An 18,653-nucleotide genomic window follows, 5' to 3' on the forward strand; every position below is an offset into this window, starting at 1 on the left:
AGATTATCACCTTCTCCCACCTGGTTAATTGAGTACAGAAAATCCTGAAAACTACGTACGCAAAACGGCATAAGCCTCGATTTATTAGGCCAACAAGTAGAAGAACATAGTTGCATCAATACAGTTTTTATATATACCTGCGTTGAATTTATGGGCCTGTGCTCACCGTTGATTGCTTAGTATGCTGAATCGTTTTTTATTGCTAGCGGCTCTTGTTGTTCCGTTTTTAGCCACTTTTGGCCAGTCTGTTAATCGATATACCATCATACCCCGTCCGGCTCAACTTGCACCCCGAACGGGCGATTTCGTTATCAGCCGAACAACCCGGATTGTTATTCCCTCTGCCAATACTGACCTGAAAGCCATTGCCGACACGTTTGCGCATCATATCAATCGGAGCACAGGGCTGACAGTTCCTATTCATAATGTTCATACACTGGCTCAGCTCAACGACGCCATTCTGTTCAATGTGTCGGCCGATACTACGCTTGGCCATGAGGGTTATCGAATTGATGTTACGTCTCAGCTAATAACAGTCGAAGCTCTCGACGCACCAGGCTTTTTTTATGCGGTTCAGACGTTGTATCAACTTATGCCACCAACTACACTAGCCCATCAGTTTCTGGTACCAGCAACCAACCTGACAACCCTGACCCTACCCGCCTGTCGAATTCAGGATTGGCCCCGGTTCCGATACCGAGGCTTACACCTTGACGTATCCCGGCATTTTTTCCCTGTACCGTCCATCAAGAAATACCTCGATTTGATGGCACTGCATAAGCTTAACAACTTCCACTGGCACCTGACCGACGATCAGGGGTGGCGTATCGAAATCAAAAAACATCCGAAGCTTACGCAGGTCGGCGGACACCGAAGCGAGACTATAATTGGGCATTACGACGATTACGACCCACAGATCTATGATCATCAACCCTATGGCGGATTCTACACGTATGAAGACGTTCGGGAAATTGTGCGTTATGCCGCTACAAAATATATCAATGTAATTCCAGAAATTGAGCTACCCGGTCATGCAATGGCCGCCCTGGCCTCTTACCCCGAACTAGCCTGCAAACCTGGCCCTTACCAGACAGCCACAAAATGGGGCGTTTTTCAGGACGTTTTTTGCCCAACAGAAAAAACATTCGCGTTTCTGGAAGATGTGCTAACCGAAGTAATAGCCCTCTTTCCCGGCAAATACATCCACATTGGTGGTGATGAGTGTCCTAAATCGGTTTGGCGACAGAATGCCTTCTGTCAGCAACTCATCAAACAAAAGCACCTGAAAAACGAAAATGGCCTGCAAAGCTATTTCATTACCCGTATCGATAAGTTTGTGACCTCTAAAGGTCGGCAGATTATTGGCTGGGACGAGATCCTGCAGGGAGGGATATCACCTAATGCTACGGTTATGAGCTGGCGCAGTATTCGGGCAGGCATTCAGGCAGCCCGTATGAAACACGATGTAATTATGACCCCCGGCACGTTCTGCTATCTGGACCACCTGCAAGGCAACCCGGCCTACGAACCAACCGGATTTGGCGACTATTTACCCCTCGAAAAAGTGTATTCATACGATCCGATTCCGGCCGGTTTGTCGCCCGACGAGGTATCGCATATCCTGGGTAGCCAGGGAAACATCTGGACAGAATATATTTCGACTCAGGAACAGCTAGAATACATGGTCTGGCCCCGTGCCGCTGCCCTGGCCGAAGTAGTCTGGACGCCCCTCGATCAGAAAAACTACACCGACTTTACGCGCCGGCTCGGCACTCATTTTCAGCGCTTACGGAATCTGAACACAAACTTTTCGCGTACGCTTTATGACCCTGCCCTCACCAGTAAACCGGCTACCGATGGCAAAATTGAGGTGACCATAACGGCCAATAAGCTGGTCCCTGAAATTCATTATACCGTCGATGGCAGTATACCTTCGGTTGAATCGCCCCGCTACGAAAAGCCCATCCTGCTCGACCAATCGACTACATTCCGGGCCGTGTCCTTTCAAAATGGAAGGCCGCTCAACCAGCTAGCCAAAGTTCAGAAAGAGTTTATAGTCTCGAAAGCGTCGGGCAAATCGTATCGGCTCCTGACAAAACCAACCAATGGCCGTCCCGACCTAAATTTCAGCCTTACCGATGGTAATACAGGCGGTATGGGTGGCTACCAGGTTGAAGGCGTAGTTGCCTTCATGGGCGATTTAAACATGGTGATTGATCTGGGGCAATCGGAGCCGGTCGAGAATGTTCGGATCGGGTTTCTGAAATACACCGCCCGCAATATTTGCCTGCCCAAACAAGTCGAAATTGCGGTTTCGGAAGATGGCAAATTATTCAAACACGTACTAACGGCCAAAACCAATCCGGCCGAACACGGCCGACGAGCCTTTGAACGGCTCCCCTTCGATTTTTCGCCAACAACGGCTCGTTATGTACATATCATTGCCCGCAACGTAGGGCGCGTACCGGCTGGCCTGCGCAACCCTGGCCGGTCAGCCCAGCTTATGGTCGATGAGGTTGAGGTGCGGTAGATTCGTTTGGCAGAGTGGCCATAAACCCAATCTCTTACGCTTTTCTTGCCCAGCCCATATAACACAGATTCGTATCGCGGCCTTCACGCATTTTCATTCGCTCGCCCAACTGACGGAATGTCCATTTGCCTGCGGTTCGTTTGCGAAGCCAGTAGAGCGTTTTCAAGATATTATAACTGGCAACCATACCGCGCACCTCCTGATTGATTAATCCTGCATCGACCATTTTTGCGGTTAGCTCCGATGGCCTGATAAACCGATGGTATAGATGCTGATCGGGCTTCATGAATGCCCACCGCTTCCAGTCCTGCGCGATTTTGATCAAAAACACCCAGCTTAGCCACGTTCGGTTAACTGTATCGTAGAAGAATATACCGCCCGGTTTCAGGACCCGACTGATCTCGGCTAATACAGCATCTACATCAAAAACGTGCTCCAGCACATCGCAGCAACTTACATAATCGAACGAGTTATCGGCAAAGGGCAGACTTTCACCAGCACCCGTTCTGTAGGTTATGTTCAGATGTTGCAGATAAGCATGGTGACGGGCCGTTTCTACCGACGAAAGCGATGGGTCAATCCCGGTTACGGACATACCTAACCGGGCAAATTCTTCAGCCAGTATCCCTCCTCCACAGCCAACGTCGAGCAATGTTTTGCCCGTACCATGCGCGGGCAACTCTTGTAAAATCCGTTTAAAATAGCCCATTCGTGCTGGGTTAACGGATGTTTTCAGCATAAAAAACAATGCGTCGGGATTCCACCAGATGTCGTAAGAGGCATTGTAGACCGAATTATTGGTCTGAGGAATTGGGATTCGCCGGTTGGCAGACAACCGTTCAGAAAGCTGGATCATAGAACAGAATTTGTCAGTTATGGCAACTGCTTTAAACAAGCTATAAACCAACAACGACCAAATCGTACATTTGGCTTAATATCATGCTATGTCAGAGCAGTGGATAGCCCAAACGAGTTAAGGCTCGTTCGTAACTCGTCAGCGAATCGACCAACACTGGCAATTGTGTTAAAATCCAGTGGCAACCTAAACCAATACCGCAGGCTATCAGTGCAAGCAAACTGCTCGATAGCATGAACGATAAAGTAGCTCGCTGCTTCTTGGAAACGGACGTGCCTGCCTGGGTCGGGTCTGCCAGATTGGGCAACTGGTGTTTAGAGCGTAACTGTATGTGTAGTGTTTTCATGATTACTGAAGAAACGTTTAGGAACGGTTGCTTTTTAATCTATTTACACACGTAAGAAAGCGCTGGATTTCAGGGCTTATCTGTTTTTAACGATACGCTACCAGTTCATCAATCATTTATTCCGTTTTAAACAGGATTGTATTTTTTTTGGGCAACATTGATCCCTAATTCAACGTCTGTTAATTTGTAGGGAGTTATGAACATCCTCATCATTGAAGACGAATATTTAGCCGTCCAGAAATTAACCAAACTGCTTAATGCCAGTTCGCACGCAACACACATCGTTGGCGTAACGGATGGTATTGAATCGACCGTCGAGTGGTTCAAAGCCAATCCGTCGCCCGATCTGATTCTGATGGACATTGAGCTGGCCGATGGACAAAGCTTTGAAATTTTCAACCTCGTTTCTATTCCATGTCCGGTCATTTTCACCACTTCCTACGACGAATCGGCCATTCGGTCATTCCGGGGCAACAGCCTCGACTATTTGCTTAAACCGATAAAAAGCGACGAATTAGAAGAAGCCCTTGCCAAATTTGAACGAGTGGCCGCTCGGCCAGTTAGTGCTATGGCTATCGATTATCTGCTCGATGATTTGCGAAAACAAACGCAGCCTCTAACGTATAAAACCCAGTTTCTGGCTAAATTCGGACAACAGATGGTTGTAGTTTACACCTCCGACATTGCCTATTTCTACACTACCAACGCGGTAACGGGGTTGTACACTACCGATAAATCCAGCTATGTTGTTGACCTTACGCTCGATGAACTGGAACCCCTGCTCGACCCGACCCACTTTTTCCGTGTGAACGATCAGTTCATTATCGAACTAAAATCTGTTGTACACATTCACTACTCGCTGAGTGGTCAACTTAAACTAGATGTCAGACCCAATAGGCAGCAGCCAGTTTGGGTCGATCAAAAGCGCATACACAAGTTCAACGAGTGGATTGGCAGATAACATGCATAAGCTGAACGACAAGTGGATGCGTATTATCGGAGTGCCCTTGCTGGCGCTGATCGGGCAATGGATGATGTATGGCTATACAAACGTCCCTTATCCCAACGATTGGCGTATTCCATTGCTGTTTATTGTGGGCACTGTGCTGGTTTGGGAGGCAAATCGCCAGGGAATTCTTCTTTCGCGGCAGCGCTTCCCGGAGTTTGGGCAAACGCGTCAACGGGTTCTTTATCAGTTGGTCTGGTTTGCGATTTTTGCCAGCATTATCCGCATCACGCAGACATTTTTTTACCATATTATTGGTCTCTGGCCAGCCGAAAATTACTTCCTCTTCAGGCCTTACTTCTTCAACACCTTGGTATCGGTGGTAGGTACGGTTCAACTAGCGGCCTATTATGAAGGTGTTTATTTATACCAGCGCTGGAAACTATCGTATACGGAAGCGCAGGAGCTAAAGAAAATAAATCTGCAAAGTCAACTCGATTCGCTCAAATCACAGATCAATCCACATTTTTTGTTCAACAATCTGAATTCATTGTCTTCGCTGATTGGTAGCGACGCCGAACAGGCCGAACGCTTTCTGGACGAACTGTCGTCGGTTTATCGGTATCTGCTTCAGCAAAACAACCGCGACCTTTGCCCGCTCAGCGACGAAATTACATTTATCAATGCTTATTTCCATTTGTTAAAAACCCGCTACGGCGACGCTATTTTTCTGGAAAATAGCGTTGAATCTCGCTATCTGCGGTATCAGATTCCGCCCCTTACGCTTCAGTTGCTATTCGAAAACGCCATTAAGCACAATGTCATTTCGGTCAACCGTCCGCTCACAATCCGGCTCTATACCGAAGAGGGACATCTGCACGTAGCCAACAATTTACAGAAGAAAAAACTGGCTGTTCCATCCAGCCAGATCGGCCTACAGAACATTATGATGAAGTATAAGCTTCTGGATCATTCATCGGTACTGGTGCATCACGATGAGCATACCTTTCTGGTTCGTGTGCCACTGATTCCGCCAATGGCCGAACAGGCATTAGTCTGAGCCATCAGGCGGTTTTCAGGCGCTGTATGATAGCTTTTACAGGTGTATTCGAAATAACCCGAACAGTATGTTCCAGATCGAGTGGAACATCCAGATAATCACCTGCCGATAACTGAATCCGTTCGCCACCAATAGAGCACTCACAGCGCCCTTCCAGAATCAGGAAACTTTCACGCTCATCATGATGATCTTCGGGATTGATGGAATGGCGCACCCAGACTAAAAATTGTTCTACGCCCTCGTTCTGCCGCAACACATGCCCGAAAACATTCCCAAAATCGGCGGGTGGTTCGATAGTGGCCACCGACCGCTGCCACTGGTCGGCATCGGACAGCGCGTTGATGAGCGGCAGATTATCCAGATCGAATGCCGGAGCTTCGCCCAACTGACTTAAGGCTACCATGACACGGTTCTTAAGGCCAGTTCTGGGCATAACGGGTTCATCGGCCGAGTAATGTGCCAGCGCCATAGTCAGTCGGTCGAGTTCTTCGCGGATAGCCGGATACTCGTTTGCCAGTTGTTCTACCTCCTGGGCTTCGCTGGTGTCCAGTAATCCCAGACAATATTGCTCAAGCTGACCGGAGTGAATATATTCCTGTTCGTTAAATTTCATCACTAAATAGGTCTTTCAATTGTTGCAAAGCCATACGGGTTCGGGTTTTAACCGTGCCCAGCGGCATGTTCAGATGGTCGGCTACTTCCTGTTGCGTATATCCTTCAAAATAAATCAGGTCAATCATCTGTCGAAGTTTCGGATCGAGGTCGGTAACCCTGTCGGCTATTCCAATGTGACTGATGTTGACTGACTCAGTTATGGCATTCCTGTCTGTATCTACACCATCGGTAAGCGTTTGGATGTCGGTATGTTCAATATTTCGCTGCGAACGCAAAAAATTGATAGCCGTATTGCGGGCTATATTTAGCAGCCAGGTAAACAACCGGCCCTTACTGGCATCATACGTATCGATATATCGCCAGATTTTAACGAAAGTATCCTGAAGCAGATTTTCGGCTTCGTCAACATCATTCACAATTTTGCAGATAATGCCCAGCAGTGTAGGAGCATAGTTATCATAGAGAACCGAATAGGCTTTCTGGCTGCGGGCTTTCAGAGCGGCAACCAGTTCATCCTCAGGAATAGGCGGTAGCTTTTTCATGAGCTGTAACAGTTACGGAGATGGTTTTTCGAACCTATTACAAGAAACAAAATAAATTCTGACAGATAAGCACTGATCAGAATTTTTAGTATGCGGCAACGATGGTTTTCAGCCTAAAGGTTTGTTTTTTTGCGTAATGAGCCGCTTCTTGTGGCCATATCTCCTTCTTCATGGCAGACAACCTACCCAACTCCGTTCCGCCGGCCGATGTAGCCACGGAACCTACCGAATTTAAGCGCTCGCTGAGCCTGATCGATTCTACGCTTATTGTGTCCGGTTCCATGATTGGGTCGGGCGTTTTTATTGTTACGGCCGATATGGCCCGCAACCTGGGTTCGTCGGGCTGGCTGCTCATGCTCTGGGTGCTCACGGGCGTGCTGACCGTAGCAGCGGCTCTTAGCTACGGCGAACTGGCCGGTATGATGCCAAAGGCAGGTGGGCAATATATCTACATTCAGCGAGCCTATGGCCACCTGACCGGTTTTGTTTATGGCTGGACGGTGTTTACGGTTATCCAGACTGGCACTATTGCAGCCGTAGCCGTAGCCTTCACGAAATATACAGCGGTGTTTATTCCGGCGCTTGGCCCCGATAATGTACTTCTGGCGCTCGGCCCGGTTAAGATCACACTCGGATCGCTTTTTGCTATTGCCAGTCTGGTATTGCTCACCTGGCTCAACAGCCGGGGTGTGCAAAGTGGTAAATTAATTCAGAACGTTTTTACATCGGCCAAACTGATTGCCTTACTCGGCCTCATCGTTATCGGCATCGCCATTGGCCTAAGTAGTGGTTTGCTGTCGGCGAATCTTAAAGATGCCTGGGATGCAACCAGTACCTCAGCAACGGGCGAAGTGGTTCCATTAGCGGGTATGGCCTTATTGCTGGCTTTTGGCACCTCCATGATCGGTTCGCTTTTTTCGGCCGATGCCTGGAACAACGTCACCTTCATTGCCGGTGAAATCAAAAATCCGCGTCGGAACATTCCGCTGGCGTTGTTTTTCGGCACGCTGATCGTAACTACGATCTACTTTCTGGCCAACGTTTCGTATCTGTCGCTCCTGCCGCTGAAAGGCAGCCCAACCGCTACCGATATTATTGGGCGCGGCATTCAGTTTGCCGAAGCCGACCGGGTTGCCACAGCTGCCGTCGAAACGGTTTTTGGCAACATTGCCGTAGGCATTATGGCGGTCCTGATCATGGTTTCGACCTTCGGCTGTAACAATGGTCTGATTCTGGCGGGAGCCCGGTTATACTATGCTATGGCCAAAGATGGGTTGTTCATCAAACAGGCATCACACCTCAACCAAAACGCCGTGCCGGGTCGGGCGCTATGGCTACAATGCATCTGGGCATCTATGCTCTGCCTGTCGGGCAAATACGGCGATCTGCTCGACTACTGCACCTTTGCCTCGTTGCTGTTTTATATGGTTACCATTGCCGGTCTGTTTCGCCTGCGCCGTACCGAACCCAACACCGAGCGCCCTTACCGCGCCTTTGGTTACCCGCTCGTTCCGGCGCTTTACATCATTGCCGGGCTAACGATCTGTATTATTCTGCTCTATACGAAAACCTTCAACACGGGCATGGGTCTGCTCATCGCGGGTCTGGGCATTCCGGTCTATTACCTCAGTACCCGCGAGAAATAAGACATTTCCGAACATCCGCTCTGTGATTGAATATGTGCAGAATAAAAGGCACATAAAAGCAGAGCAAAGAGCAATTTCCAGATCATGCGGAACGATACAGAGTGCTTGTCTTATTCCGAAAAGTACTCTGTATCAGCTACCCATCAGCAAACGAACCGAACAATACACGACTGGTTCACTTTTAGAAAAATGCTGTTCAGGCGGATAAGGCTAACGTTGAAATTCGAAGAGCGGAAAACCAGGCCCTACACTTGCAGCTAATGCCAACAAAGGATACTCTATCGTCAATCAATAGATTAATTTGGCTTACCGCTGTTGGGCTACGCTTGAACCTGTTTAAACTTTTGCCTTTTTAGCGCAGAGAACGCAGTTGGTGGTTATTCCAGAAAGTTTTAACAGCCTCCTTATTTAAGGAATCAAGTTTGCCTAACGAGGGTCCAGATATTCTTTCCGAATGCCTAGTTTTTTCATTTTAGAATTCAGTGTTGTCGGAGGAACGTTTAGCATTTCAGCCGCTCCGCCTGCCCCCCAGATTCGGCCATTGCATTTCTTGAGAACGGCAATAATATGATCCCGCTCATTTTCATCGATAGTCTTGACCCGGTGCTCGTCGGACGTCGTTGGCAAACCTGGCTGGCCTATGTTGGGCAAAGTAACTTCCTCAATCAGGGTGCCTTTTGTCAGCAGTATGCTTCGTTCGATCAGGTGCTCCAACTCCCGAATATTGCCCGGCCAGCGATACGTCAGTAAGGTATTCAGTACCGGAGCCGATAAGCCCGTTATTTTTTTACCCGTTTTTTGGTTGTACTTCTCAATAAAATGCTCGACAAGGGCCGGTATATCTTCCTTCCGATCCCGTAGCGGAGGCAGAGCAATAGGAAACACATTCAGCCGGTAATACAGGTCGAGCCGAAACCGACCCTCGGCTACTTCTTTTTCCAGATTACGATTGGTGGCAGCAATAATCCGCACGTTGATTTTAATGGACGATTGTCCTCCGATGCGTTCAATCTCTTTTTCCTGTAATACCCGCAGTAGTTTTACCTGCAATTCGACTGGCATCTCCCCAATTTCGTCCAGAAAAATCGTTCCACCCTCTGCCTGTTCAAACCGACCGATGCGTTTGTCGGTAGCGCCCGTAAACGACCCTTTTTCATGGCCAAACAGTTCGGATTCAATCAGGTTGGTGGGTAAGGTAGCGCAGTTGACCCGGATGAAAGGTTTCCGTTTTCGCGGAGAAAGCTGATGAATCGTAGATGCAATACGTTCTTTCCCGGTGCCACTTTCGCCCAGAATCAGGACCGACGTATCGGTAGGAGCCACCAGTGATAGATGATCGAAGACCGTCAGCAGTAAGTGACTACTGCCCACAATCCCCTCGAACCTGGCCGGGCTGGAATAGCTCGCTGATGATGGTGCCAGCACCCCGGCTACAGGAGCCACCGTTGCCCGGTTGGAAGTCCCACTCAATTTATCTACAACGGCAGCCGTCAGTAGTGCCGTTATCTGGCTCAGTAGAGCCAGGTGTTCTTCGCTATAGGCATCCGGACGACGACTATAGAAGTAGAATGCAAATGATTCGCCGGTCGGTAAACGAAGCGGAATCACCAACTGGGAGCGCATCAGAAAGGTATTCGCAATCAATTTTCGGATGGAAGGCCGTTGGCATATGCGCTTAAACTCGCTCTCATCATACCAGGTCGCTTCGGTTTCCAGGGATGTTTTGGCTTGTAAGGCGGCCAGTTCGTGCTGTTTTAAATTGGCCATGACCATTAGTTCATTAGGCCCTACAAGCTGGTAGTCGTCAAAGCCGATTCGCAAAAAGCCCAGGTCGGCATAGGCAGCACTGGCGAGGGTTGAAGCCCCGGCTGCCATAAAATCAAAGGGAATGAAAGGCTGAATGGCCTTCCCTACTTTCAGCAATTTCTGTTCCCAGTCGATCGGTTCAGGCAGTAGTTTGCTGAGTTGTTTAAGAAGCTGGGTTCCCCGTCGAAAACTGGCCTCCAGACTGTGTTCATACCGATACCGGGCCACTTCGAGCGTGACCAGCACATCTTTTTCCCGAAAAGGCTTGACTAAAAAACCATCGGGTTGAGTTGCTTTGGCTGCCGTCAGGACATCCTGCGTGGAATTGGCCGAGAGGTAGATAAACGGAATCGAATCGTCCTTCAATTGTTTGGCCAGATCAATACCGGTCAGCGGACCTTTCAGAAAAATATCCAGCAGAACAACATCCGGTTTTTCCTGCCCAATAAGTTCCAGAGCATTAGGAACTGAACGGGCAATTCCCGTAACCCGGTAGCCTGCTTTGTGCAGCATTAACCGCAGGTCATTGGCTTCAATAAACTGATCTTCAACAATCAGGACTGACTGATTCATAACGCTGTCGTTTCAAAAGGTAGATTAGGAGTTATTCCGGCCGACTCTGGCCTGTCAGTTGGTTCGTATACAAAGCGGATGGTAATAAGGGTGCCGTTATTGTTGATGACGGAAAACTGACCGTCGATGTCGTCGCTCAGCCCTCGCATCAGGCTCAACCCCAGCGAATCATGTTCCTGGCTATCTATGGTGTCTGGCAACCCGATTCCATTGTCGGCAATGGTGAGCACATAATTCGTACTGCCCGTATGCTGGAATGAAATGGTAATCTGCCCCGCCCTATTGCCAGGAAATGCATACTTGATGCTATTGGTAATGGCTTCGTTGAGAATTAAACCGATAGGTACGGCATAAGACACCCCCAGTTTAAGCGAGTCAATATGCATCTCGAACCGGATGCGCTGGCCAGCTCCGAAGAAATCCCGCAGATATTCGACAAGTTCCCGGATATACGCCGAGGTATCAATTGCCGATAAATTGTCGGATTGATAGAGCTTCTGATGAATCAGCGAGATGGCCTGAACCCGATGCTGACTATCGCGGATGGCCAGCATGGCCGCTTCGTCGGTCAGGTAAGCCGATTGCGTATTCAGCAGGCTCATCACAATCTGCAGATTGTTTTTGACCCGGTGGTGAATCTCCTTGAGCAGCCATTCTTTTTCGGTCAGTAGCCGTTGCAGCGACTGATTTTTATCGTTGATTTCGATCTGCTGAGCCTCCAGAACGGTGTTACTTTTTTGTTTGAGCCGATACCGATTGTAGACTAAGCTGAGAATGACCAGTAGCAGCACGATAATGATGAACGTAACATTCCGTAAGAGTTTGGTCTGGTTCAGGTCGTTCAACTGCAATTCGCTCTGTTTTTTGAGTAGCTCGATATGTTGACCTTTTAATTTTATATCCTGATCCTTCTTCCTGGTGTCGAACTGGGTTTGCAGCAGGGCGATCTGTTTACTTTTCGACTCGCTAAATAAAGAATCATTCAACCGTTTATGGCGCTGGTAATGGATAATGGCAGATCGGTAATTGCCCTGCGCCGAGTCCACCTTAAATGTCCATAAATGATTGGTAGACAGACTGCGCAGCGACCCCATTTTCTCGGCCACCTCTCGATGAATCAGCAGATATTTATCGGCCTGCTGGTACTGCTGGGTATCTAAGAAAAGCCGGATCAGCATACCATAAGCATAAAGCTGGGTTTCATTATCAATCCGTTCTCTATTTTCGGATAATCTGACTAAACGATCGCTATAGGGTTGAGCCAGCATATACTGCTTACCGGGCAGATAGGCATTGATAAATTGTCCTGTAATATAGATTTGGCTGGCCAGATCGGGAAGGGTGTATCTTTTGACAATAGTCCGCAAAAAATCGAGCGCGGCTACTGGTTGATGGAGCAGTACGTAGGTATCGCTGATATTCGTGGCCAGTATACAGATCGCTCCAACATCGTGATAAGTCTCTGCAATGGCAATCGACTTTCTGAAGTACAGGTTGGCCAGTTTAAGGTCATGTAGATTCTGATAGGTGATCCCCAGCCGGTTATAGATGGTAGCCAGCAGCATGGTCGAATCGCCGGATTGTTCGGCCGTCTGAACCGCCAACAGGCCATAACGAATCGCTTCTTTGTAATCGCCCAGTTCACCACAAACCTGGCCCAGTAAGTCGTATACCCCTTGCAGGCGACCTCGGCCCACGGCTTTGTATAAACTCAACGCCTGCTGAAGAGAAGCCAATGCCTTACTATTATTTCCTTCTACCTGATACAGATCGCCAAGTTCCTTATTACAATTGGCCTGCTTGAGTTTATTCCCTGACTGCTGAAACGTCAACAAGGCAAGTTCTGCCATCCGTATTCGTTCCGCCAGCCCCGACCCAATCAGTGGCGAATAGCTGCCGAGTTCAAAGTAGGCTTCGCCTAATTCATCGAGGTAATGAGAGGCCGAAAATAGGGCAATGGCTTTTCGTACCAGCGCCTTTGCCTGCTCCTTCTTCCCATCGTGGTTGTATACACGGGCATACAAAATATAGCTGGTTGCCTGCCCTTTCGGATCGTGTAACCGCACGCTCAACTGTTCGGCCTGCCGGGCTACGGTCATGGCACTGTCCATATCGGCAGCCTGCGCGTTGGGTTTGAACATGTAATAGGTAGCCAAATCCTGCAACAGGTGGACACGATGAGTGTCGGGTTTGCTTTGCTGCAACAGCGCCAGTAATTCCCGTGACGATTTATCAGTTGGTGGTTGGGCGGAAGCCGTCAGCCATGCACATCCTGCTACGCAGCTTATTAATAACAGTCTCCTCATCGAGTTTTCGTTTCGGCTGGTCGTTCATAAATCAGGCCACCGCTGTTGGCAGGTTGACTAAAGAAGGCGGCAAGTATATTAACGTACTGTTTATCAGTACATAGCCAATAAATATCACACTTTTTCCAGTGATCTAGTCGGGCTATGTATTGAATGGTAAAAAGCTATAGCCAACGACATATCGTTGTGCCGTTCGTTGTCCAACGATATATGGTAGCCGAATTTCTGGTACAAAAGCATAACACATTGATTTTCAGTAGATATACAATAACGGCATTTCGTTTGGTTTAGGTGGTTCAACCAAATAAACTGAAACGATCATGAAAATCACCCGTCCCAAAACCATCGTCTTTATCACCGGTGCCTTTGTTAGCAATGATTGCTGGAATGAATGGCAAACGTATTTTCAGCAGAAAGGCTATACAACCATCGCACCGCCCTGGCCCCATAAAGATGCTCCGGCCGAAGTATTGCGAAACCGGCATCCCGATGTTGGCATTGCCGCTAACCGACTGGCCGACCTGACCGACTATTATGCGCAGATTGTGGCGCAACTCCCCGAAAAGCCGATCCTGATTGGGCATTCTATTGGGGGGCTAATGGTGCAGCTTTTGTTGCAGCGGGGATTGGGAGCAGCCGGTATTGCGATTCACTCGGTTCCGCCCCAGGGCATTTTCACGTTTAAGCTGTCGTTTCTGAAAGCCGGTTGGGGACCGCTGGGCTTTTTCACCTCTACGAAGAAAACATTTTTGATGTCTTTCGAAGACTGGCAATATGCGTTCACCAATGGTATGCCGCTCGAGCAGCAGAAAGCCGCTTATTACCAGTTCGCCATACCCGAATCCAAACTAATCGTTCGCGATACGATAACGGCAGCGGCTCACGTCGATTTCAGCAAACCGCATGCCCCCCTGCTGCTTACCTCAGGTAGTACAGACAACACCATTCCGGCCTCGCTCAATTACGACAACTATCGCAAATACCAGCATTCAGACTCGATTACGGACTACAAGGAATTTGAAGGACGTAATCATTTTGTGCTGGGGCAACCGACCTGGAAAGAAGACGCCGACTACATCCTGAACTGGATTAACAACAGACTACCCCAGCCGGAAACTACTCATAAGTCGGTGACGACCAACAAGTAATCAACTTTCCCCTTCCTCTACTTTTATAACCAATCAATTCCCATGAAAACGATATTCTTCTCCGCAATTCTATTCGTCGCTACGATTTTTGCCCTGTCGTCCTGCACCAAAAACGACACAGTTACGCCTACTCCTAAAACGTTCGTGCTGGTACACGGGGCCTGGCAGGCACCCTATGCCTGGCAAGCCGTCAAAGATCAATTAGTTCAGCAAGGCCAGAATGTAATTGTGGTCGAACTGCCCGGTCACGGAAGTGATAATACCTCGCCCGCTACCCTGTCGATGGATGTATACCGGGACAAAGTGGTGGAGGCAATTAATGCCCTTTCGGACAATGTGATTCTGGTGGGCCATAGCATGGGCGGGATGGTGGTATCGGCCGTGGCCGAAAAAATCCCCAGCCGCATCGACAAACTGGTGTATGTCGGGGCTTTCTTACCGGCCAATGGACAATCTCTACTAGCCCTTGCCTCTACCGATAGCACCTCCCAACTGGGACCCGCGTTGATCCCTTCGGCCGACCAGCTTACCCTGGACATAAAGGCTGAAAATTTAGCCCCCATCTTCATTCAGGACGGATCGGATGCGGTGAAAAAGCAAGTGGTCGATAACTACCGGGCCGAACCGTTCATTCCCTTTACCAATCCGGTTATGCTAACGGCAGCCAATTTTGGTACAGTAACCAAATACTACGTATACACGGCTCAGGATCATGCGGTGGGCCTAACTCTGCAAAAACGAATGGTGGCAGCGGCTGGTATCAAAAGCACCTATACGCTCAACAGCAGTCACTGCCCATTCCTGTCGATGCCAACGGAGGTGACTACGACGTTACAGACCATTGCCAAAGGTCTTGGCAACTGACCTCGTTCCTGATTTTTACGTTCAACAGTATGCTAACCTTTTCAACACAGAACCATGAATCGTCTTCAAAACAAAGTAACCATTATTACGGGTGGCAGCAGCGGTATCGGCCTGGCAACAGCCAAAGAATTTATTGCCCAGGGTGCCACTGTTCTGATTACCGGACGCAGCCAGAAATCGCTGGACCAGATCACTGCCGAGCTGGGGGAAAGAGCACTTGGTATCGTTTGGGACGCCAGTATTCCGGGCAATGCGAACCATTTGTCAGAATTTGTGCAGGCCAATTTCTCCACTATCGACATTCTGTTCATCAATGCCGGTGTGGCCAAATTTGCCCCTTTCGAGGCCATGACCGAAACGATCTACGACGAAAGCATGAACACCAATGTCAAAGCGGCTTATTTTACCATTCAAACGCTGGTGCCTTTTTTCAAAAATGGCGGGTCTATCATCCTGAACACCTCCATCAATGCCCACGTTGGTGCCCCCGGCGCGAGCGTATATGCTGCCACAAAAGGAGCCCTGTTGACAATGGCCAAAAACCTATCGACAGAGCTAATCGGTCGCCAGATACGTGTCAACGCCATTAGCCCCGGCCCGATCGATACGTCTCTGCATAGTGCCGCTAAACTCGGTATTTCGGATCAACAGCTAACTCAGATGAATCAGGGAATTGTTGAGGCCATTCCGCTGGGCCGCTTCGGTCGACCAGAAGAAATTGCCAAGGTTGTTCTGTTCTTTGCCTCCGACGATTCGTCATTTGTAGTCGGTGCCGAGTTAATTGTAGATGGTGGCATGTCGATGGGCTAATGTAAACCCAGAAAGCTGCCGAATAACAGAAGCAGTAGAAATACCCGAATTCAAAAAATCTCAACCAAACACAGTTAACCGCGCTCATGGCGCACCCCCCAGTATGACAATGACCCTTTCAACCCCCTCAAAAGCAGACGCTCAATCGACTAAAACGGGCGTAACCAATGTAGTTCTCGTTCACGGTGCCTTTGCCGACGGATCAAGCTGGTCCAAAGTGATTCCGCTGCTGGAAGCCAAAGGCCTTACCGTCATTTCGGTGCAAAATCCACTCACATCGCTAGCCGACGACGTGGCAGCCGCTAAACGAGCCATCGCCTTGCAAAATGGTCCCGTATTGTTGGTTGGCCATTCGTGGGGTGGCGCGGTGATTACCGAAGCGGGCAACGATCCCAACGTAGCGGGTCTGGTTTATGTGGCGGCTGGCGCGCCGGATGAAGGGCAGTCATTTGGCGAAATGAGCCAGTTAGCTCCTGCAGCACCGGGTACAGCGGAAATAAGACCTGATGCGTCTGGTTTTCTTTCGCTAACCGCCCAAGGAATCAAGGACGATTTTGCGCAGGACCTGTCCGCAGCAGAAACTCATCTGATGTTCGCAACACAAGGGCCCTGGTCGGCCAAAGCCCTGGGTGACAAGATCTCGAAAGCGGCCTGGAAAACCAAGCCCTCCTGGTATATTGCGGCCAGCGAAGACCGCATGATCAATCCCGATCTGCAACAGGCATTAGCGCAGAAAATAAAGGCAACGGTCCTTACGCTCAAAACCAGCCATGTTCCCATGGTTTCGCAGCCGGAGAAAGTAGCCGCTTTCATTCTGGAGGCTGCCAGCCAGACAAACATACTGTAGATAAAGCATCAAATCCCGCTCTTAGTTTAAGAGCAGGATTTGATGAATTGAGATCAGGTTGCAGAGAAATACAAGTAGAGCAAAGAGCACTACGCTCAGTTGCAGAGAGCCTAAAACGATGAATCTCAGCGCTCTGTTCGGTTTAAAAGCCTGTTAGGCCGATTAATAGCCCGGATTCTGATACATCCCCGTCGGATTCAGCTTATACTCGTTGAACGGAATCGGATAATAATAATCTTTCGTTCCGAAGTTTGAGAGCTGAGCGGCACCATAATCAGCCTGGCTTTTCGACTTAAAATACGCAACCAGTTCGTCGGCCGTAAAGAACCGGAGCAGATCGAACCAGCGCTGGTTTTCGAAGGCCAGTTCCACGCGCCGTTCGTGCAGAATCGCCAGCTTCAGGGTTGGGTATTTGGCGCTGTACGTCGGATCGTTTTTGGCAACATTGTAGAGCGGCAAACCCGCCCGTTCGCGTACCTGATCAAGAAAACTAATCGCCGTAGCGTCGTCGCCCAGGTACATATTGACCTCCGCCAGCATCAGAATCAGGTCGGCATACCGAATCAGCAGCCAGTCGTTACCTCCGTAGCCGCTGGTTCCGGCCGTCGAACTGGCATCCCGGTACTTCGTAATGAAATAGTCTTTCACTACGGCCGCATTGGCGTACTTAATCGAAAAATCTTTCCGAGCATCGCCCGTTTCATAGTCTTTTACCAGATCGCTCTTCACGTTTCCGCCTACACCGGTTGTGGTTTTCAGCGAATTGATGGTTTCGCCCTGTGCCTGGTTATTAGCCGCAATGCTCGACGAATAGTTGATATCGCCCTGTTTGTAAACGATCTGGAAAATTGCTTCGGGGTTGGTGGTTTTCTTCGCCACATCGAACACATCGGCATACGGAATTTCCTTCAGCGTTCCGAATGTCCGCTTAGCATAGGCATTCATCAGGTAGGTTTTCGCCTGATTCAGGTTCGTTGCCCGATTCGCCTGATCGAGCGTAGTAGCCATTGTCAGATAAACCTGACCTAACAGCGCATTTCCAGCTACTTTCGACACCCGACCTTTGTCGGCAGCCGCCCGAACGTCGGGAAGCGGACTGTTCACAACGTCGGTTAAGTCGGCCACAATCTGCTTGTACACGTTCTCTTTTTTCTCCCGGAATGTGTTTGCGTTAACTTCATCGACGGTGTTCAGCGGCTTGGTTACCAATGGCACATCGCCCCATTTCCGAACCAGGTGGAAATAGATAAGAGCCCGAATAAACTTGGCTTCGGCCTGATATTGCGCTTTCGTATCGGCATTGGCAAACGTCACATTTTCTGATCCGGCCAGCACACTATTGGCCCGCGTAATGATCTGGTACAGAGCCGTCCAGTGCGTTTGCAGGTACGAATTATTAGGCAGCAGCGAAAAATCGTTGAACTGAAACGGCTCGCCCGCATTCGACTGGTTGTCGTTACGACCGGCATTGTCCGAACGCTCTTCGGCATATAACGCACTGCCTTCGGCAATACCGCTATTACTCCGTAGCGCATTGTACACACCATTTACGGCCAGTAGCACATCGTTTTCTGTTTTGTAATAATCAGACGTGGCAATGGCATTGGGGTTGGTTTCGACCAGAAAATCCTGACTACACGAAACCATCAGAAGCAAAAGCCCCCCAACCCCCCAAAGGGGGGCTTTAATGAATTGATTTATCCTGGAAATAGAAAACATAGCTTCTAACAAAAACCTGTTTAGTGATGATTAATGGGA

15 protein-coding genes are annotated in these 18,653 nt (G+C 49.1%); 8 read left to right on the forward strand and 7 right to left on the reverse strand.

The window, feature by feature from the left end; all coding sequences use genetic code 11:
* Nucleotides 1-181: 181 nt before the first annotated feature.
* Nucleotides 182-2,530 carry a family 20 glycosylhydrolase gene (locus WBJ53_RS28315; RefSeq protein ID WP_338872574.1) on the forward strand — a complete coding sequence of 783 codons (2,349 nt, stop codon included), beginning with the start codon at nt 182-184 and terminating at the stop codon, nt 2,528-2,530.
* A 34-nt stretch (nt 2,531-2,564) separates the two neighbouring features.
* Here WBJ53_RS28315 and ubiG read toward each other — a convergent pair whose 3' ends face one another.
* Nucleotides 2,565-3,386, reverse strand: coding sequence for a bifunctional 2-polyprenyl-6-hydroxyphenol methylase/3-demethylubiquinol 3-O-methyltransferase UbiG (ubiG, locus tag WBJ53_RS28320; RefSeq protein ID WP_338872576.1), 822 nt, complete (start codon nt 3,384-3,386; stop codon nt 2,565-2,567).
* Between the two features lie 91 nt (nt 3,387-3,477).
* Nucleotides 3,478-3,732 carry a hypothetical protein gene (locus WBJ53_RS28325; protein WP_338872578.1) on the reverse strand — a complete coding sequence of 85 codons (255 nt, stop codon included), beginning with the start codon at nt 3,730-3,732 and terminating at the stop codon, nt 3,478-3,480.
* A gap of 196 nt (nt 3,733-3,928) precedes the next feature.
* Here WBJ53_RS28325 and WBJ53_RS28330 point away from each other — a divergent pair, with 196 nt between their 5' ends.
* Both WBJ53_RS28330 and WBJ53_RS28335 read left to right on the forward strand, forming a co-directional pair.
* The gene (locus WBJ53_RS28330) at nt 3,929-4,693 is read left to right on the forward strand and encodes a LytTR family DNA-binding domain-containing protein (RefSeq protein ID WP_338872580.1); all 765 of its coding nucleotides are present in this window, start codon (nt 3,929-3,931) and stop codon (nt 4,691-4,693) included.
* 1 nt (nt 4,694) lies between these two features.
* Nucleotides 4,695-5,738: a histidine kinase gene (locus WBJ53_RS28335; RefSeq protein ID WP_338872582.1), complete on the forward strand. Its 1,044-nt coding sequence runs from the start codon at nt 4,695-4,697 to the stop codon at nt 5,736-5,738.
* Between the two features lie 4 nt (nt 5,739-5,742).
* On the opposite strand, the gene WBJ53_RS28340 is transcribed toward WBJ53_RS28335, so the two are convergent.
* Nucleotides 5,743-6,351, reverse strand: a complete 609-nt coding sequence (locus WBJ53_RS28340) for a cupin domain-containing protein (RefSeq protein WP_338872584.1) — start codon at nt 6,349-6,351, stop codon at nt 5,743-5,745.
* Complete coding sequence (locus WBJ53_RS28345) at nt 6,341-6,895, reverse strand: sigma-70 family RNA polymerase sigma factor (RefSeq protein WP_338872586.1); 555 nt, start codon at nt 6,893-6,895, stop codon at nt 6,341-6,343. The genes WBJ53_RS28340 and WBJ53_RS28345 overlap by 11 nt, the downstream gene beginning before the upstream one ends.
* Nucleotides 6,896-7,065: 170 nt before the next feature.
* Here WBJ53_RS28345 and WBJ53_RS28350 point away from each other — a divergent pair, with 170 nt between their 5' ends.
* Nucleotides 7,066-8,541 (forward strand): amino acid permease, encoded by a 1,476-nt coding sequence (locus WBJ53_RS28350; RefSeq protein ID WP_338872588.1) that lies wholly within the window; start codon nt 7,066-7,068, stop codon nt 8,539-8,541.
* Nucleotides 8,542-8,967: 426 nt separating this feature from the next.
* Here WBJ53_RS28350 and WBJ53_RS28355 read toward each other — a convergent pair whose 3' ends face one another.
* Both WBJ53_RS28355 and WBJ53_RS28360 read right to left on the reverse strand, forming a co-directional pair.
* Nucleotides 8,968-10,920, reverse strand: a complete 1,953-nt coding sequence (locus WBJ53_RS28355) for a sigma 54-interacting transcriptional regulator (RefSeq protein ID WP_338872590.1) — start codon at nt 10,918-10,920, stop codon at nt 8,968-8,970.
* Nucleotides 10,917-13,226 (reverse strand): histidine kinase dimerization/phosphoacceptor domain -containing protein, encoded by a 2,310-nt coding sequence (locus WBJ53_RS28360; protein ID WP_338872592.1) that lies wholly within the window; start codon nt 13,224-13,226, stop codon nt 10,917-10,919. The genes WBJ53_RS28355 and WBJ53_RS28360 overlap by 4 nt, the downstream gene beginning before the upstream one ends.
* Before the next feature lie 320 nt (nt 13,227-13,546).
* Here WBJ53_RS28360 and WBJ53_RS28365 point away from each other — a divergent pair, with 320 nt between their 5' ends.
* The 4 genes from WBJ53_RS28365 (at nt 13,547) to WBJ53_RS28380 (ending at nt 16,895) form a co-directional block, all read left to right on the forward strand.
* Nucleotides 13,547-14,374, forward strand: coding sequence for an alpha/beta hydrolase (locus WBJ53_RS28365; protein WP_338872594.1), 828 nt, complete (start codon nt 13,547-13,549; stop codon nt 14,372-14,374).
* A gap of 42 nt (nt 14,375-14,416) precedes the next feature.
* Nucleotides 14,417-15,238: an alpha/beta fold hydrolase gene (locus WBJ53_RS28370; RefSeq protein ID WP_338872596.1), complete on the forward strand. Its 822-nt coding sequence runs from the start codon at nt 14,417-14,419 to the stop codon at nt 15,236-15,238.
* Between the two features lie 54 nt (nt 15,239-15,292).
* Nucleotides 15,293-16,048 carry an SDR family oxidoreductase gene (locus WBJ53_RS28375; protein WP_338872598.1) on the forward strand — a complete coding sequence of 252 codons (756 nt, stop codon included), beginning with the start codon at nt 15,293-15,295 and terminating at the stop codon, nt 16,046-16,048.
* A 109-nt stretch (nt 16,049-16,157) separates the two neighbouring features.
* Nucleotides 16,158-16,895 (forward strand): alpha/beta hydrolase, encoded by a 738-nt coding sequence (locus WBJ53_RS28380; RefSeq protein WP_338872600.1) that lies wholly within the window; start codon nt 16,158-16,160, stop codon nt 16,893-16,895.
* Nucleotides 16,896-17,057: 162 nt separating this feature from the next.
* Here the strand turns inward: WBJ53_RS28380 and WBJ53_RS28385 are convergent, their stop codons facing one another.
* On the reverse strand, nt 17,058-18,614 hold the full coding sequence (locus tag WBJ53_RS28385; protein ID WP_338872602.1) for a RagB/SusD family nutrient uptake outer membrane protein: 1,557 nt from the start codon (nt 18,612-18,614) through the stop codon (nt 17,058-17,060).
* Nucleotides 18,615-18,653 lie beyond the last annotated feature (39 nt).

Origin of the sequence: Spirosoma sp. SC4-14, from assembly GCF_037201965.1 — a bacterium.
Taxonomy (GTDB): Bacteria; Bacteroidota; Bacteroidia; order Cytophagales; family Spirosomataceae; genus Spirosoma.

Excerpts from the sequence above, each read along its gene's own strand:
- WBJ53_RS28315 (WP_338872574.1), top strand. The coding sequence starts at position 182 with ATGCTGAATCGTTTTTTATTGCTAGCGGCTCTTGTTGTTCCGTTTTTA.
- WBJ53_RS28335 (WP_338872582.1), top strand. The coding sequence starts at position 4,695 with ATGCATAAGCTGAACGACAAGTGGATGCGTATTATCGGAGTGCCCTTG.
- WBJ53_RS28370 (WP_338872596.1), top strand. The coding sequence starts at position 14,417 with ATGAAAACGATATTCTTCTCCGCAATTCTATTCGTCGCTACGATTTTT.
- WBJ53_RS28385 (WP_338872602.1), bottom strand. The coding sequence starts at position 18,614 with ATGTTTTCTATTTCCAGGATAAATCAATTCATTAAAGCCCCCCTTTGG.
- ubiG (WP_338872576.1), bottom strand. The coding sequence starts at position 3,386 with ATGATCCAGCTTTCTGAACGGTTGTCTGCCAACCGGCGAATCCCAATT.
- WBJ53_RS28355 (WP_338872590.1), bottom strand. The coding sequence starts at position 10,920 with ATGAATCAGTCAGTCCTGATTGTTGAAGATCAGTTTATTGAAGCCAAT.
- WBJ53_RS28360 (WP_338872592.1), bottom strand. The coding sequence starts at position 13,226 with ATGAGGAGACTGTTATTAATAAGCTGCGTAGCAGGATGTGCATGGCTG.
- WBJ53_RS28350 (WP_338872588.1), top strand. The coding sequence starts at position 7,066 with ATGGCAGACAACCTACCCAACTCCGTTCCGCCGGCCGATGTAGCCACG.
- WBJ53_RS28330 (WP_338872580.1), top strand. The coding sequence starts at position 3,929 with ATGAACATCCTCATCATTGAAGACGAATATTTAGCCGTCCAGAAATTA.
- WBJ53_RS28375 (WP_338872598.1), top strand. The coding sequence starts at position 15,293 with ATGAATCGTCTTCAAAACAAAGTAACCATTATTACGGGTGGCAGCAGC.
- WBJ53_RS28340 (WP_338872584.1), bottom strand. The coding sequence starts at position 6,351 with ATGAAATTTAACGAACAGGAATATATTCACTCCGGTCAGCTTGAGCAA.
- WBJ53_RS28365 (WP_338872594.1), top strand. The coding sequence starts at position 13,547 with ATGAAAATCACCCGTCCCAAAACCATCGTCTTTATCACCGGTGCCTTT.
- WBJ53_RS28325 (WP_338872578.1), bottom strand. The coding sequence starts at position 3,732 with ATGAAAACACTACACATACAGTTACGCTCTAAACACCAGTTGCCCAAT.
- WBJ53_RS28380 (WP_338872600.1), top strand. The coding sequence starts at position 16,158 with ATGACCCTTTCAACCCCCTCAAAAGCAGACGCTCAATCGACTAAAACG.
- WBJ53_RS28345 (WP_338872586.1), bottom strand. The coding sequence starts at position 6,895 with ATGAAAAAGCTACCGCCTATTCCTGAGGATGAACTGGTTGCCGCTCTG.